Here is a 16,034-nt window from a genome sequence, read left to right on the forward strand (position 1 = left end):
AGGCGTCGGGATGTTTCAGGGGACCACACGGTCGGAGCGGGCCTACGAAGCGGCGCAGAAAGTGATGCCCGGCGGCGTGAACAGTCCGGTGCGGGCATTTCATGCGGTGGAAGGTCCCCCGGTTTTCATTGCCGAGGGCCGGGGGTCGCATCTGATCGACATCGATGGAAACGAGTACATTGATTACTGTTTGTCCTGGGGCCCGCTCATCCTCGGCCACGCCCACCCGGATGTGGTGAGGGCGATTGCCGAGACCGCCGCCCGGGGGACTAGCTTCGGGGCCCCCACCCTTTTGGAAACCGAGTTGGCGAAAAGGGTTTGCCAACTGATGCCTTCGGTGGAAGTCGTCCGCATGGTCAACTCGGGCACCGAGGCGACCATGAGCGCCCTGCGGGTGGCCCGGGCCTACACCCGCCGGGATCGGGTGGTGAAATTCATCGGTTGCTATCACGGCCATGGGGATAGTTTCCTGGTCAAGGCGGGTTCTGGTGTCGCTACCCTGGGACTTCCGGACAGCCCCGGCGTACCCGACGGGGTGAGCGCCAACACCATCGCCCTGCCTTATAACGACCTCGACGCCGTTCGCGAAACGTTTGCGAAGGTCGGCGAGGAGATTGCGGCGGTGATCGTGGAACCGGTGCCGGGCAACATGGGGTTGGTTCTTCCCCGGGCGGGCTTTTTGGAAGGACTGCGGGAGATCACCCGGGAGTACGGGGCGTTGCTGATTTTTGACGAGGTCATGACCGGGTTTCGGGTGGCCATGGGGGGCGCCCAAGAGCGGTTTGGGATCGATCCCGATCTCACGACCTTCGGTAAAGTGATCGGCGGGGGCCTCCCGGTCGGGGCCTTTGGAGGAAAACGGTCGATGATGGAGTTGGTGGCACCGGCGGGTCCAGTGTATCAGGCGGGAACCCTTTCGGGAAATCCCTTGGCCATGGCCGCAGGGCTCGCCACCCTTTCCCATCTGAACGAGGACGTGTATCGGCGCTTCGAAGAGATGGGCAAACGGCTGGTGGACGGGCTTGTGGAAGCGGCCCGGGAGAAGGGGATCCCGGCGTATGCGGCGGCGTCCGGCTCCATGTACGGGTTTTATTTTAGCGAGGAGCCGGTGGTGGATTACGAAAGCGCCAAACGGGCCGACGGGCGCCGATTTGCAAAATATCACCGGTTGATGCTGGAGAGAGGGGTGTACCTGCCCCCCGCGCAACTGGAGGCTCGGTTTTTGTCCACGGCACACAGCGATGCGGACCTGGAACGGACTTTGGAGGCCCATCGGGATGCTTTGAAACGGCTGTAACTGGCAGCGATGGGTGGTCTCCGGTGCGGTGAAGAGAGATATGTGGAATTGGGCGGGCGCAAGGAGTCTGGCGGAACTTCCGGCGAGAGACGAGGTTCCGCCTTTTTGCATGGGATGGCTTGCCCTGCGGTTATAGGACATTCCCCGGACACATAGATCTAAAGGGAACAGACTGCCCGTACGCGGCGCTCGGGGCGACTGCGGGCGGGCGCGGTCGATGAAGGGAGGGCACCGGGGTGCGGGAAGGAAAACGGCAACGGACCATTCAGGTGCGTGTCGACCGCCAGTGCGAAATCCCGGAGTTGCAGGGGGATGAATTGTTAGAGGACATGGCCCTGGCCACGGAGATCACTTCCTTCTCCCGGGAGGGAGACGCTTACATCCTGGAAGGGTATATTGAAATTATCGGGTATGCCGCTCCTCCCGAGGATCGACGGGGAGATGGATGGACTCGGCCCGAAGGTTTTTTGTTCGATGCCGTGGCGGATCACGGCGCTCTCAAAAGTATCCGGGAGAAACTGCCCTTTCAGCTGCGGGTGCGTGCGGAGGACCAGGAGAGCGAGGTCCTGCACGTCAAAACGCGCCTGGGATCCTGGGACGTTCACGTGCTTGGCCCCGGAGTTCTTCAGCTCCGGGCGGATCTCATCGTCGACGGATTCTCAGCGACGGGATATTATTTTCGCTGCGGTGACCAGGAAGAAGGGTTTTGGCCGGAAGGGGCGGGTGAAACGACGGTGGCCGGCCACAGGTCGTTGCCCGACCAACCAGAGGCAATTTCCGAAGCCGCCGAGGATTTACCTTCTTTCGAATTCCAGGCCGGTCAAGATCCGGTGAGTGCACCGCCGGGGTGGACGACGGGTCCCATCCATCCGGCACCCGAGGTGGAACCGTCATCCGCTCGAGAAGAACAGGCGAGTCCAACCGGCGATCCTGCGGGTGGATCTGATGATCCGGAGGCGGATTCGGGTCGCGCCGGGGACAGGGGCGTCGACGGGGAGGAGCATCCGGACGGGCGAGGGCCGGACGACAATTCGGGCTTTGTAGCTCCGGGTCCGGCCCGTGTGCCGGTGGATTTTACGGAGCAAGGGTCGGGCTGGGCGGTGGACGAAAAGGAGTGGCCGGCAGATTCCCTCCCCGAGGCGCCGCTGCCCGAGGAATCGGTTGGGGAAGACGTGGAGGAGGAACCGGGTGCTGCCACAGAAGAGGGTGAAGGGGAGCGGGTTGCCGTCACCGCGGTGAGGGCAGGACAGGAGCGACCCGAATCTTTCGCCTGGGCGAAATTGTATCAACGCGCGGAAATGCCCGCTACCGCCACACTGACGTTCCGACGGGTGAACGAGCAGGAGAGCCTGCTCGGGATTGCCGAAGAATACCGGGTGCCGATGACCGAGCTGATGCGTGTCAACGGGTTGTCCGGAGAAATCGTTCAACCGGGCCAGTGGCTCGTGGTGCCGAGGCGTCGGACAGAATGACGGGGCAAGGGACGGCGCCCGAGGGATTGGTCCTGGAATCGGTGTCCTGGTGGTACGGATTGGCCGACGTTGTGCCCATGTCCCCGGGCGATGGGGAGTTTGACGTAGAGAGCGGCGGGCACCGCTACGTCGTCGTCCGAGATTCTTCCCCCGAAAACCTGCGGTGGAGACTGGAAGTCTTGAAGGACCTGGAAGCGGAAGGGGTCGCTGCTCTGCCCCGACCGGCGGCGGGACCGGGCGGCCGGTTGTGGGTGGAGACCGGGGGATGGACGTACAGTCTGTGGATCCCCGGTGAGGCCGGTGTGATCCTTCCTGGGGATGGGGGTAGTCTCGGTGCCATAACGGGGATGCTCGTGAAGGTGCTCGCCCGACACCCGCGGTCTGGATCCGGAAAGGCGGATCGATACGGAACCTGGGTGGCGGGATTCCGCCGGAGTTTAGCTGCCCTCGACCGCGTGGCCGCCGAAGCGCCGGATGCAGACGGGGGCGCCGTGAGGGCGTTTCGAGAAGGGGGCCAGAAGGCCCTGGCCTTGTTGGAGGAAGGGGGTTACCGCAGGTGGTCGGAGCGGGCTCAGAAGAACCGTCTCTGCTGTTTGGGTTGCTGGCGTTTAGAAACGTTGGCGACCCTTTGGGAGCGGCCGGGCGAACTCCGGGCGGCCATTGGAGATTTGCCGCTGTACGATGCAGCTGCCCTGGCCGAGAATCTCATGATCGCCAAACCGGATGAATGGCTCCCCTTTCTCGAAGGGCTTCGGTCGGTTTGGCTGGCGAGCGGATGGGACCCCCTGGACGTGCGGGCTGCGGAGGTCATCTTGGAGGCGTATTTGCGATTTCCTCACCGATGGCCTCTCCTGAGAACGGACTCCAGGGCCGCATCGGAATATGCCGCCGCTTGGACTGAAGGTCTAAGTCGACTTCCGGCGTGGCTGGATCATTCGGTGTAGGGGGATGGGCCCATGACAGGCCAAGATCTTGCGCTCCGCCGCTGGGAAGCGATCTGGCGGTGGGTGGAGCGCATCTACGGCTGGCCGCCTGCGGCCTGGGAGCGCGGGGCGGAGTCCGGGGAGGAGAATGGCGAACCCTTCGCTGGCGAAGGGGATGTCTTCCGAATGCGGCACCCGTTGTACAAGATCGAACTGCACGTCTTTCCAACCCCGGTTTGGGGCGACTATGTGGCCAGGGTGGTCCAGTTTGCCTCAGACCGGGGTTTTCCGGTTAGTCCATATTTGCCGGGTCTGGATGGAAGCCGGCTGGTCCGATGGAAGGACCGGGTTTTAGCCGCCTGCCGATCGTGGGAAGGTCCGTCTCCACCGCCGGTGGGGGGGACAATTCGGCAATTGTTTGCCCACGCCGCTTGGTGGCACCGGGTGGCCCGGGGCCCCACCCCGGCGTGGCCCCGGTGTGTGGATCCGTTGCCCGAGCGCCTGGAGCAAAACTGGGTGGCCTTCATCGAGGGGGCTCCGGAAGACCATCGGGCGATGTTGGGGGTGCTTTTTGCTGCTTGGCACTCCTGGGCGTCAGAGTGGGATCTTCTGAGGCGGTGGAGTGTGGACACCGCCGCCGGTGGGGCGGTGGCCGCTTTCGACCGAGTGGATCATTGGGTCGACGGCGGGGAAGGGGCATGGTGGCTGCGTCGGGCCAACAGGTGTCGACCCGGGGCGCCCTTCGAAGACATTGCCGGGCTCCTCTTGCGCTACGGCGGGCGAACGGTGGATCCCAAGCGATGGGAGAATTGGATTCACGCATACCGAGAGGTGACTCCTTTTCCCGACGATCGAAAATTCGGGATCGCCCTGGTCCTCTGGAGTCCGCAAGGGCGTCCGGATGAAGAGTGGTTCGAGACGGCGGCGCGGTGGGCCCGCCGCGCTCAGGAGTTGGCGGGCCGGGCGGATTGGTTCGGGGTTAACGAGCGAAGGCGCCGGGAGTGGCGGGAAATGGCGGACCGGCTGGAGCACTCCTTTGGACCGCACCCCGCCGTTTCAAAAACGTTGCCAGACGCAGATGTGGTAAACGCATCAGGGGGCGTCTCCCGGAGGCGCGCTCCGGCTGTCCGGTTGGCGCTACAGTCTGCTTTGGGTTATCGGGCTACGGGGGCGGGGAAAAAGATCAAAAAAACGCGCACCGGGCGGGATCCGTGGTTGTCTGGCGCGGACCCCTCTCTTTCACCGGCCGGCGAACATCGCGACGAGAACCACGAACAGCATCATGAGAATGAACATGTCTAGGGCATTCGGGTAGAGCATCGCACGCAAAAAGAGCAGTCCGATGGCCGCCAGAAGCAGCAGCTTGACGATATTCACGATGTCGTGAAGGAACTTTGGCACGGCAATCCTCTCCTCGGCCCGCGTCCCTTTATGGGCGTCGGTCTCTCTATACCTATGCACCTTCCCAAAACCGGGTTCGAGCCCGGCGCCCCCTTTCTCGGGAAGCCGGGCTCGTTTTTATGTGGCTGGATCCCGGGTTTCGTTTCCCTTTCCCTTTTGCGCCGGTCGGGAAAAAACATGGTATGATGAAAAGGTGCAAAAGAACCGGGAGGCCGGGCCCAAAGCGAATGAATACGGGCTTGCGCCACCGGAATGTTCGGCAGGATGGAGGGCGTGAAGTGAAGGAGTGGCGTGATGGACTATCCTGGGGAATCGGACTGGGGGTGATTGGGGCCGTCGTGGTCGCTTTCAAAGGCGATTGGTACCCGGTGATCTTTCCCGCGGCGATGGTGGTGGCCATCCAGGGGGCGGTGCGCCAGCTGTCCAGCCGTCCACATGTGGGTGGAGGTCTGGCGGGGGCTGTGGCGGGAATCCTGATCCTTGGGGTCTATCTCGCGGTGCACAGGGGAACCCTGTTTACCGGGAGCGCTCCTGCTGAGGTCCTGCGCCAATTTCTGATCCAACAGGTCATCCTCCTGGCGGTGGTGGATTTGGCCGGTACGTGGTTGATGGTCAAGGGAAAACAGTATGGTGAAGAACAGCGGCGACGGCGACAAGAGGCCCGGCGGGCAGAGAGGCAGGCCCAGCGGCGGCGAAAAAAGAAGAAAAAGTGACACGCATTCGACAGCATTTGACAAGTCGAAGGTGCCGTGTTTATGATAGCAAAGATGTGAAATGGATGTGGAATTCGCGGCAGTTGGAGGGACAGCCATGGAAGGCCAAGGCGGGACAGCCCGGTCGGATCAACTGCCGACCGCTTTTGAACCGGCGAATGTTGAGAGTAAATGGTATCGCTTCTGGATGGAAAATGGATATTTTCGGGCGGGCCGGGTGCCGGATGGAAAGCCCTTTACGATCGTCATCCCGCCCCCCAATGTCACCGGGGCTCTCCACATGGGGCACGCCTTGGATTTCACCCTGCAGGATATTCTGATTCGCTTTCGGCGCATGCAGGGCAGGGATGCGCTTTGGCTGCCGGGAACGGACCACGCCGGAATCGCCACCCAGAACCGGGTGGAGGCGATGCTGCTTAAAGAGACGGGCCAGAGCCGCCACGATATCGGGCGCGATGCCTTTGTGGAAAAAGTCTGGGAATGGAAGCGGCAATACGGGAGCATTATCACGACCCAGATCCAGGCCTTGGGATTTTCTTGCGATTGGTCCAGGGAGCGCTTTACCATGGACGAGGGCCTATCCAGGGCCGTCCGGGAAGTGTTCGTGCGGCTTTACGAACGCGGTCTCATTTATCGAGGCAAGTATATCATCAATTGGTGTCCGCGCTGTCGAACGGCCTTGTCGGATATCGAGGTGGAGCATGAAGAGCTCGACGGAGCCCTTCATTACGTTCGATACCCGTTTGCCGATGGAAGCGGGGCTGTGGTGGTGGCCACCACCCGTCCGGAGACGATGTTCGGGGATGTGGCAGTGGCGGTTCATCCGGACGATGAGCGATACCGCGCCTGGATTGGGAAACGGGTGCGCCTCCCCCTGACGCACCGGGAGATCCCGGTGATCGGAGATTCTTATGTGGATCCTTCCTTTGGGACCGGCTGTCTTAAAATCACTCCGGCCCACGATCCCAACGATTTTGAAGTCGGGCGCAGACACGGCCTGCCCGCGCCGGCGGTGATGAACGAAGATGGCACCATGAACGAAGGGGCGGGCGATTTTCAGGGGATGGACCGGTTTGAAGCCCGAAAAGCCGTGGTGGAAGCGCTGCGCCGGGAAGGTTATCTCGAACGGGTGGAACCGCACCGGCATGCCGTCGGTCATTGTCAGCGCTGCCACACGGTGGTGGAACCGTTCTTGTCCGAACAGTGGTTCGTCAAAATGAAACCCTTGGCCGAGCCGGCCATTGAGGCGGTGAAAGCCGGGCGAGTTCGCTTTGTTCCGGAGCGCTTTGAAAAATTATATCTTCACTGGGTGGACAATGTGCGGGATTGGTGCATTTCTCGCCAGCTTTGGTGGGGCCACCGGATTCCGGCGTGGTACTGTGAAGGGTGCGGGGAAACGATCGTGGCCGCGGAGGACCCGGAGCACTGTCCCCGGTGTGGAAGCCGGCAACTGCGCCAGGAAGAGGACGTTTTGGACACTTGGTTTTCGTCCGCTCTATGGCCCTTTTCCACCATGGGGTGGCCGGAGGAAACCGAAGATCTGCGCCGGTATTTCCCGACGGACGTTCTGGTGACGGGGTTTGACATCATTTACTTTTGGGTGGCCCGAATGATTTTCATGTCCCTGGCCTTTACCGGAGAAGTGCCTTTTCACACCGTTTACATACACGGCCTCGTTCGGGACAGCCAGGGCCGGAAAATGTCCAAAAGTCTGGGGAACGGCATCGACCCCCTGGATGTGGTGAACAAATACGGCGCCGACGCCTTGCGATTTATGTTGGCGTCGGGAACGGCACCCGGGAATGACCAGCGGTTTTATTGGGAAAAGGTGGAATCTGCCCGTCATTTTGCCAATAAGATCTGGAATGCCGCCCGTTTTGTGTTGCTCAATGTCGACAAGGAGGTCGGCGGGGATTTAAAGGGCGCTGTGCTCGGTCGGCCGGAGCACTGGATTCTTCACCGCCTCAACGAGACGGTGCGGGACGTGACCGAGGCCTTGGAGAACTTCGACTTCGGCGGTGCGGCCAAAGTGGCCTATGATTTCGTGTGGGGCGAGTTTTGCGACTGGTACATTGAATTCTCCAAGGCGGCGCTCTATGGCGAGAATCCCTTGGCTGCACGGGGGACTCGCCAGGTGTTGGTACACGTATTGGACCGGGCATTGCGACTTCTCCATCCTTTTATGCCCTTCTTGACCGAAGAGATCTGGCAGAAGCTCCCGGGTCATGGGGAGGCCTTGGTGGTGGCAGAGTGGCCGGTGCCGCAAGATCAGTACTTCGATGCTCCTGGCGCGGCCGTGGTGGAAGAATGGATGGAGTTGATCCGCCGGGTGCGCAATGTGCGGTCTGAGATGAATGTACCGCCGGGCAAGCCGGTTCCGGTGCTGGTGCGTCCCGCGGATCAAGAGGCCCTTCGGGATTTCGAGGGGGGAGAGGTCTATCTGCGACGGCTGGCGGGGATTGATCCGCTCGACTTCGATTTGCACGCGATCCCGCCTTCGAAGTCGGTGACCGAGGTGTTGGGCCGGGCGGAGTTGTTCATTCCCCTAGAAGGAGTCGTGGATCTGGAAGGCGAAATAAAACGATTGGAGAAAGAACTTGAGCAACTGGGGAAGGAAGTGGACCGGGTTCGGGCCAAGCTCGACAATCCGTCCTTTGTGGCCAAAGCTCCGCCGGCGGTGGTGGAAGAACAGCGACGCAAAGAAGTGGATTATGCGGCGCGTCGACAGCGCGTTCAGGCCCGGCTCGAGTCGCTGAAGCGCATGATCTGAACCGAAGTTTGGTGGCTCCGGGTACGGGTTCGACATAAGATGAAGAGGGATGATGGGTCGGTGGGGCCGCGGGGAAATGGCCAGGATGTCCAGAACTGGTTGCAAGGGTTGAAGCGCTTTGGGATCCGTCCGGGTCTTGAGAGGATGCGGTGGATGCTGGATCGTTTGGGTCACCCGGAGCGGGGGTTGCGGTTTTTACACGTGGCGGGGACCAACGGCAAAGGCTCCACCTGTGCCTTTCTGGAGTCCATTTTGGACTCGGCGGGGTACCGCGTGGGGATGTTTATTTCCCCGCCCCTGCAGGGGGAGCGAAGCCGGGTGAGCCTGGGCGGTGGAGCGATTCCGGAGGATTCGCTCATTCGGTATCTGCGAATGCTGCAGCCCCTGGCCGGGGAGCTAGAACAGCGAGAAAATCTTGGCGGACTCACTCATTTTGAAGTGTGGACCCTCGTGGCCCTGCTGTATTTTGACCAAACCCGGCCAGATGTGGTGGTCTGGGAAACGGGACTCGGCGGCCGGCTCGATTCCACCAATGTCGTGGTGCCCGAGGCAGCGGTCATCACCCAGGTGGGATTCGATCATATGGGGGTTCTTGGGCACACTATTAAACAAATCGCAACGGAAAAGGCTGGCATCATCAAGGAGCGGGTACCGGTCTTCACCACGGCGAATGGGATCGCCCTCCGGGTGATCGATGAAGTGGCGGCCGGCGTAAACAGTGCGGTATGGGCCGTGGATCGGGAATGGGCAGTGGCGGATCGCCGGGTGCTCCGCCTGGGGGCCGGGCTGCCGCCGGAGGGGCAACAGTTTTCATGGAGTGGGGACGGAGAGACGATATCCGACCTCCGGATTCGGCTTCTTGGCGCCCACCAGTGTGAGAATGCCGGGGTGGCGGTGGCTGTGGCGCGGTATCTGGACCGGTCCGGGGTCCTCTCCGTCCCCGGGTCGGCGATCCGCCGGGGGTTGGAGAGGACCGCGTGGCCGGGGCGGTTGGAGGTGGTCGGACTGTCGCCGCTGATCCTGTTGGACGGGGCCCATAACCCGGACGGGGCGCGACGGCTCGCAGAAGCGTTGTGCGAGATCCGCCCGGGCCCTTGGGGACTCGTGGTCGGCGTCTTGGCGGATAAGGATGTGGATGGAATTCTCTCGGCTTTGAAAGATGTGGCCGGTTGGATGATCGCCACGGCGCCGGATAGCCCCCGGGCCATGGACCCGGACAGTTTGGCGAGGAGGATGCGTCGAGTCGGGGTGGAGGTGGCGGCGGTCTGCCCGAACCCCCTGGACGCCTTGGAGACGGCCGCAGCAGCGGTGGGCTCCGGTGGAGCGGTGTGTGTCACCGGGTCCCTTTACACGGTGATGGACGTCCGACCCGGGGCGAAGTTGAGGGTGGAGAGCCAGTAAGGGTGGTGGATATGGAACAATTGGGGAAGCATGTACATTTTGTCGGGATCGGCGGCTATGGGATGAGTGCCCTGGCCCGGGTTTTACTCGACTGGCACATTTCGGTTTCGGGATCGGATGTGGCGGCCAATGCGCTGACGGATGAGCTTGTCCGGCGGGGTGCTGTGATTGCCATCGGACATCGGGCAAACCAGGTCGATGGCGCGGATTGTGTAGTGTATTCATCAGCTGTGTCCCCCGACAATCCGGAGCTGGTAGAGGCGAGGCGACGGGGGGTGCGCATCCTTCACCGATCGGAACTCCTGGCGGAGATTCTCCAAGCGAAAAAAGGGATTGCCGTTGCGGGAGCCCACGGAAAAACCACCACCTCTTCGATGATCGCCTTTGTGATGAACCAGGCGGGGCTGGATCCCACCTATATTGTCGGAGGCGTCATTTCTAACCTGGGCGAGAACGCGAAGGCGGGCCTGGGTCCTTACGCGGTGGCGGAGGCGGACGAAAGCGACGGGACCTTTTTAAATTATCATCCCTATGTAGCTGTGGTCACCAATATTGAACCGGATCATCTGGAGAATTACGGTGGGAAATTCGAGAATTTGCGCGGAGCCTATAAGAGGTTTCTCGGGCAAGTTCGGGAGGGGGGTCTGGCCGTCCTGTGTGCGGACGATCCCGAGCTGTCGAATCTGGGCAGCCAATTAGCCGGCCGCACCGTCTGGTACGGTTTTTCCTCCGGGGCGGATTGGACTGCCCAGGACGTCGATCTTCACGATGGTCACTCCCGCTGCCGTGTGTTCTATCGCAGGGAGCACGTTGGGGACCTCACCCTGTCGGTGCCCGGGCGACACAACATCAGCGACGCTCTCGCCGCCATCGCTGTCTGTCGGGAAGCGGGGATCCCCTTCTCTACGATTGCCGAGATTCTATCCAGCTTTCGGGGGGCTAAGCGGCGTTTCCAACAGATCGCCGATGTGGCCGGGGTCTTGATCGTGGATGACTACGCCCATCACCCCACGGAAATCGAGGCCACCCTGGCGGCAGCCCGAACCACCGGGCGGCGGATTGTGGCCGTTTTTCAGCCTCAGCGTTACACGCGCACCCATTTTCTTCTCGACCAGTTTAGCTATGCGTTCAAAGATGCGGACGAGGTCATTATTACCGATATCTATTCCCCGGTCGGGGAACAGAAGATCGCCGGAGTCAGCGCCGAGCGCCTTGCCCAGTTGATTCGGGAAAGGAGCAATGAACGGGTTTGGTTTTTGCGGCAAAAGCAGGACGTCATCAACGATCTGCTCAGTCGGGTTCATCCCGGGGATCTGGTCTTGTTCATGGGGGCCGGGGACATTTGGATGGCAGCACGGCAGTTAGCCGAAGCTTTGCAAGACGGCTTGGCAGAACCGATGGCCCGGGCCTGAAAGTCGGTTCAGCAGGTTAAGTGGGGCGTTAACGGTCATTTTGAGGGGTAGGGGAAGGGCAGGTGTCCGCCATGATGGCCAAATGGCTGGAACAAGCCCAGGCCGAGGGAGCGTCCGATCTTCATTTGACTGTGGGGGCACCGCCCATGCTTCGGGTGGATGGTCGATTGCGGCCACTGGGCGGTGGGATACTGACCTCCGAGGAGACGGAGGGATGTGCCCGGGAGGTTTTGGGAGGGGAATTCTCCCGGCTGTCGGAGATGGGGGATGTGGATACAGCATTGGATTGGGTTGGGCCAGAAGGGGGAGATGCGCACCGGATTCGGGTTAACGTTTACCGGCAACGGACGGGAATCAGTTTGGCGATTCGTCTGGTGCCGGATGTGGTTCCCAAGCTGGACAGCCTGGGGCTCCCGGCGGTGGTACGCACGATGGTCGATCAACCCTACGGGCTCATGTTGGTGACCGGTCCCACCGGCAGCGGGAAAACCACGACGCTGGCCGCCCTGATCGACGAAATGAACGATCGGTTTGATCGGCATATTATCACCTTGGAAGATCCGATTGAATACGTTCATGTCCATCGCCGGTGTCTCATCGAGCAGCGGGAGGTGGGCAAGGATGTACCGGATTTCAGCCGCGGGCTGCGAGCGGCGCTGCGCCAGGATCCCGACGTCATTCTGGTGGGGGAGATGCGGGATTTAGAAACGATTCAGACGGCCATTACGGCTGCGGAAACGGGGCACTTGGTCCTTGGGACCCTACATACGGGGGACGCCGTTCAAACGGTGGACCGGCTGATCGGCGTTTTCCCCGCCCACCAACAGCAGCAGATTCGCACACAGTTGGCGGCGATTCTCCGGGTAGTGATCGCCCAGCGGCTGGTCAGGCGCATCAGGGGTGCCGGGCGGGTGCCTCTGGCCGAGGTGTTGATCAATACTCCGGCGGTGGCGAATCTGATTCGCTCGGACAAGACCCATCAACTGCATACGGTGATGCAGACCGGACGAAACCAAGGGATGCAGACGTTTGAGATGCACGTTCGGGAACTGGTCTCGGGTGGGGTGATTGATCCGGAAGAGGGCCGTTTGGCTGTGTTCGGCGACCGATTCGGAAGATGAGGCGGGCGGTATAACCGGCGGCAGCAGTTTATAGGAGGGGGGCGGGGAATTCGACGAGGCCTTTCTGGGGAACCTGACCCCGACGGGTGTCCAAGTGTAAACAGATGGGGCGCCATAACGCGGCACCCCTTTTTTATTTGGAATTCCTAATGCGCATTGCCCGTTAGGAAGAAGGAGCGAGAAACGGAAGTCATGGTGCCAAAGGCCTATTTTTCTGGTACGAACAAGAAACATCCTTGCAATATTCTTAAGTTGCCTCTATACTGGACGATGACTGCGACAACAACTTTACAGTGAGGTGATCGCGTGCGACAGTGGGGACGGAAACGCCTTTACGCGCTGGCGGCGGCGGTCGCGGTGACGATGGCCGGGGGAGGGGCGGCGGCCGTGTCGTCGGCGAAGACGGTCATCCTCGATGTGGATGGGGCGAAACGCACCATACGCGTGTGGAATACCCCGTCGGTGGCCGAATTGTTGCGGCAGCAGGGGGTGGCTTTTTCCCCACAGGATGTCGTTGCCCCTGTGCCGGGAACGCGGATTGAGGGTTCCCTCCAAGTGGTCGTGATACACGGGAAGCGAGTGCGTCTTCAGGATGGTGCTGGGCAAGAACAAGAGAAAGTTACACACATGCCGACGGTGGGTATGGCTTTGAAAGAGTGGGGAATATCGCTGAAAGAAAACGATTCGGTGAGTCCATCCGTGACCGCGAGCATATCCCCTGGGGAATTGATCCGCATCATGCGCCGTGATCAGAAGGTGGTCGTCAACGAAGAAAAGATACCTTTTCAGACCGAACGTCAGTCCACTGACCAACTGGATCAGGGAACAGAAAAAGTACTGTCGCCCGGTGTGGAAGGGTTACAGCGCGTGACGACGACAATTTTTTACGAGAACGGTAAAGAGGTAGACCGCAAAGTGGAGCGCACGGTTATCAATCCTCCCTCGGACCGGGTGGTGGCGGTGGGGGTCCGTGCGAGGCCGGTGATGTTGGCCTCCCGAGGTGTGGAGTCCTTCACCGGGGGCACGGCCTTCACGGTGGTGGCCACCGCGTACAGCGGGGGCGGGATCACGGCTACGGGCCATGTGCCCCAGCGGGGAACGGTGGCGGTTGATCCCTCGGTGATCCCTTTGGGGACTCCGTTGTTTATCCCCGGTTATGGTCACGGGGTGGCGGATGATGTGGGAGGAGCCGTTCGCGGAAACCGCGTGGATTTGTATTTTCCGACTGAGGCAGAGGCACAAGCCTTCGGCCGGCGTACCATGACGGTGTATATCGGGCGGTGAGGGGAGGCGCCCCGGAGGATCCCCGGCGGTGCCGCGCCAGATCAGTTATAGGCCGATGGGAAGGCCTTTTTTTGTGCCTTTGGACAGGACCTTCCAGCGGTAGCCAGGCCTTGGTCGAAGAGGCGGCAGATTGCGACGGGGAGTTCCTGTTGTCCGGTGGATCCAGTTCTAGTCCAGTCCCGGGGTGCGTAGGTTGTGATAGTGGACAACCGCCCAAGGGAGGGAGAGAACGTGGACAAGGCCAGAATCACCGTTCGGTTGTCCGAGGACCAGCCCCGGCCGAGCCGCGCAGATGTCCGGGGGGGAACCGCCCCGTCCAGGCCTGCGGGTTCCCCTTCTGCGGACAGCGCGAGGCGGTCCGAGGTTTTGAAGACCGGGTCTGTTCACCACAATCCAGAATCGAGAGCCGATCGCCCGGCCCTGCCCGCCTCCAGGGGAGTTCCACCACGCCGAAGATGGCCGGCCGGGCTGCGGTATCTCGTCAAACATTGGTTATTGCCAACGACCATCGCCCTGACCGTCGGAACTTTGCTCGGCGGGATTTGTTTTGCTGTGTTCACCCGATCCGGGCCCCCATCTCCTGATTGGAATGCCACCTCGAACATTCACCTGTACACGATCCAGGTGGGGGCCTTTTCCGACGGAGCGCGCGCCGAGGCTCTGGCTGCGTCCCTTGAGAAGCGTGGTATCACGGCCAAATTGTCCGGGGGTACGCCCACTCTGGTCCTGGTTGGGTTGACGACAGACCCGACCGTGCCAGGCCCCTTCGGAGATATGCTTCGAAACATGAATATACCCATGGCTGTAAAGCTCTACCGGCCTCCCGCTCCCCCTGGACAGATGCAAGGGGTGTCCGATTCTAAGGCTGTGGTACAGGCTTTGGAAAAATCGGTTGATCTCCTCGGGGCGGGGGTGGACGAGTGGTCGAAAGGGGGCGGTGATGCCCAGGGTCAGGCGAACCTGAATCGAGGATTGCAGGAGGTGAGCCCGGTTCTCAACAAGGGAGCGCAGGACTTGCGGGCGGCGGGACGAAAATCCCAAGCGGACCGATTGGAAAAATGGACAGAGGATCTGCGCGCCGTAATCGGTGGAATTCGAAGCGGGGAGGCTCCAGGTCCGCTGATGGGCACTGCCCTGCAGGCGATGGACGACTACGAACAGCTGATTGCTGATTTGTCCGCGGGAACAGCGCCGGGTCCGGCTACTGGTGGGTGAGGTTGGCCCGCCACCTTTTTCCCCTTCCGATTCAAATAGTTCGTCCATGCTCCGATGGATGGATTTGTTTCGTTTCTCGGCAGGATTCTGGACCCCATTTGTCGAATAGTGGGGATGATCGCGCGAATGCTGTCGTTTGCCGGGCGTTCACGGTACAGGAATGGGAGTTGACTCAGTGGGAAAGTCGTCGAACATCGGACGCGCCGTTCTCTATGGTGTCGCGGGTTTGATCATCGGCAACGTGGGTGGAGATCTTCTCGGCCAAGCTCACGTCCCCTTTGTGGCTCAGTCCACATCCCTCAGGTGGCAACCCGGGGCCGATCTTCACGTGGTGAAATATCATTTGGACTTGCAGATCACAATAAACATGGTGGGGCTTGTCGGTGGGGTCGTCGGACTGTGGTTGGCACGAAAACGGTAGGTGAGCACATGAAACGGGAACTGGTTCTGGCATCGGGTTCCCCGCGGCGTGAGGCTCTCCTTCGGGGACTGGGCTTGCAGTTTGATGTCCTGAGGCCTCAGGTGGATGAAGTGTATGATGCACAGTGGCCCCCGGGGAAGATTGTCCGGGAATTAGCGAGGATGAAGGCTCGCTGGGGAGCGGCCCGCCGCCCCCGGGCCCTGGTGATCGGGGCAGACACCCTGGTGGTTGTCGATCGCCGGATCTTGGGAAAGCCTTCTTCCCCCGACGAGGCTGTCCACATGCTGATGGAGTTGCAGGGGCGGGCGCACACGGTGTATTCGGGAGTGGCCGTGATCGATGCTGTCACCGGCCGGGAAGAAACCGGGTTTCGCGCCACCGAAGTTCGGATGCGCCCGTTTTCGAAAGACCGCGCCAGGGCTTACGTGAAGACGGGGGAACCCATGGATAAAGCGGGAGCCTATGCGATTCAAGGGGTTGGCGCGCTTCTGATTGATTCCATATCAGGGGATTTCTGGACGGTGGTCGGCCTTCCCCTCGAACTGTTGGACGGGTTGCTTCAGAGCTTTGATGTGGAGTTGTTCCCGGACCCTTGAAACAGCTT

The 16,034-nt window shown here is 61.2% G+C and carries 14 protein-coding genes; 13 read left to right on the forward strand and 1 reads right to left on the reverse strand.

Annotation, left to right across the window (positions count from 1 at the left end):
* Window positions 1-10: 10 nt before the first annotated feature.
* The 4 genes from hemL to BTUS_RS03340 all read left to right on the forward strand — a co-directional run bounded on the left by hemL (window position 11) and on the right by BTUS_RS03340 (window position 4,994).
* Window positions 11-1,297 (forward strand): glutamate-1-semialdehyde 2,1-aminomutase, encoded by a 1,287-nt coding sequence (hemL, locus tag BTUS_RS03325; RefSeq protein ID WP_013074711.1) that lies wholly within the window; start codon window positions 11-13, stop codon window positions 1,295-1,297.
* Window positions 1,298-1,533: 236 nt separating this feature from the next.
* Window positions 1,534-2,769, forward strand: coding sequence for a LysM peptidoglycan-binding domain-containing protein (locus BTUS_RS03330; protein ID WP_013074712.1), 1,236 nt, complete (start codon window positions 1,534-1,536; stop codon window positions 2,767-2,769).
* The gene (locus BTUS_RS03335) at window positions 2,766-3,713 is read left to right on the forward strand and encodes a hypothetical protein (protein ID WP_013074713.1); all 948 of its coding nucleotides are present in this window, start codon (window positions 2,766-2,768) and stop codon (window positions 3,711-3,713) included. Before BTUS_RS03330 ends, BTUS_RS03335 begins: the two co-directional genes overlap by 4 nt.
* 12 nt (window positions 3,714-3,725) lie before the next feature.
* Window positions 3,726-4,994 carry an aminoglycoside phosphotransferase/kinase family protein gene (locus BTUS_RS03340; RefSeq protein ID WP_013074714.1) on the forward strand — a complete coding sequence of 423 codons (1,269 nt, stop codon included), beginning with the start codon at window positions 3,726-3,728 and terminating at the stop codon, window positions 4,992-4,994.
* Here the strand turns inward: BTUS_RS03340 and BTUS_RS18305 are convergent.
* A complete protein-coding gene (locus BTUS_RS18305) occupies window positions 4,932-5,153 on the reverse strand; it encodes a hypothetical protein (protein WP_083780004.1) in 222 nt (73 codons plus the stop codon). The two genes, BTUS_RS03340 and BTUS_RS18305, sit on opposite strands and share 63 nt — an antisense overlap.
* A 218-nt stretch (window positions 5,154-5,371) precedes the next feature.
* On the opposite strand from BTUS_RS18305, the gene BTUS_RS17315 reads away from it, so the two are divergent.
* The 9 genes from BTUS_RS17315 (at window position 5,372) to BTUS_RS03385 (ending at window position 16,026) form a co-directional block, all read left to right on the forward strand.
* Window positions 5,372-5,806 carry a hypothetical protein gene (locus BTUS_RS17315; RefSeq protein ID WP_013074715.1) on the forward strand — a complete coding sequence of 145 codons (435 nt, stop codon included), beginning with the start codon at window positions 5,372-5,374 and terminating at the stop codon, window positions 5,804-5,806.
* A gap of 97 nt (window positions 5,807-5,903) precedes the next feature.
* Window positions 5,904-8,576, forward strand: coding sequence for a valine--tRNA ligase (locus BTUS_RS03350; protein WP_013074716.1), 2,673 nt, complete (start codon window positions 5,904-5,906; stop codon window positions 8,574-8,576).
* Window positions 8,577-8,636: 60 nt separating this feature from the next.
* Complete coding sequence (locus BTUS_RS03355) at window positions 8,637-9,977, forward strand: bifunctional folylpolyglutamate synthase/dihydrofolate synthase (RefSeq protein WP_013074717.1); 1,341 nt, start codon at window positions 8,637-8,639, stop codon at window positions 9,975-9,977.
* A gap of 11 nt (window positions 9,978-9,988) precedes the next feature.
* A complete protein-coding gene (gene murC, locus BTUS_RS03360) occupies window positions 9,989-11,389 on the forward strand; it encodes a UDP-N-acetylmuramate--L-alanine ligase (RefSeq protein ID WP_013074718.1) in 1,401 nt (466 codons plus the stop codon).
* 71 nt (window positions 11,390-11,460) lie between these two features.
* A complete protein-coding gene (locus BTUS_RS03365; protein WP_013074719.1) occupies window positions 11,461-12,510 on the forward strand; it encodes a type IV pilus twitching motility protein PilT in 1,050 nt (349 codons plus the stop codon).
* A 306-nt stretch (window positions 12,511-12,816) separates the two neighbouring features.
* Window positions 12,817-13,794 carry a 3D domain-containing protein gene (locus BTUS_RS03370; protein ID WP_013074720.1) on the forward strand — a complete coding sequence of 326 codons (978 nt, stop codon included), beginning with the start codon at window positions 12,817-12,819 and terminating at the stop codon, window positions 13,792-13,794.
* Window positions 13,795-14,025: 231 nt separating this feature from the next.
* Window positions 14,026-15,009 (forward strand): SPOR domain-containing protein, encoded by a 984-nt coding sequence (locus BTUS_RS03375; protein ID WP_013074721.1) that lies wholly within the window; start codon window positions 14,026-14,028, stop codon window positions 15,007-15,009.
* A 175-nt stretch (window positions 15,010-15,184) separates the two neighbouring features.
* Complete coding sequence (locus BTUS_RS03380; RefSeq protein WP_013074722.1) at window positions 15,185-15,430, forward strand: DUF4321 domain-containing protein; 246 nt, start codon at window positions 15,185-15,187, stop codon at window positions 15,428-15,430.
* Window positions 15,431-15,438: 8 nt separating this feature from the next.
* A complete protein-coding gene (locus BTUS_RS03385; RefSeq protein ID WP_013074723.1) occupies window positions 15,439-16,026 on the forward strand; it encodes a Maf family protein in 588 nt (195 codons plus the stop codon).
* Window positions 16,027-16,034 lie beyond the last annotated feature (8 nt).

The organism is Kyrpidia tusciae DSM 2912 (assembly GCF_000092905.1).
GTDB lineage: Bacteria > Bacillota > Bacilli > Kyrpidiales > Kyrpidiaceae > Kyrpidia > Kyrpidia tusciae.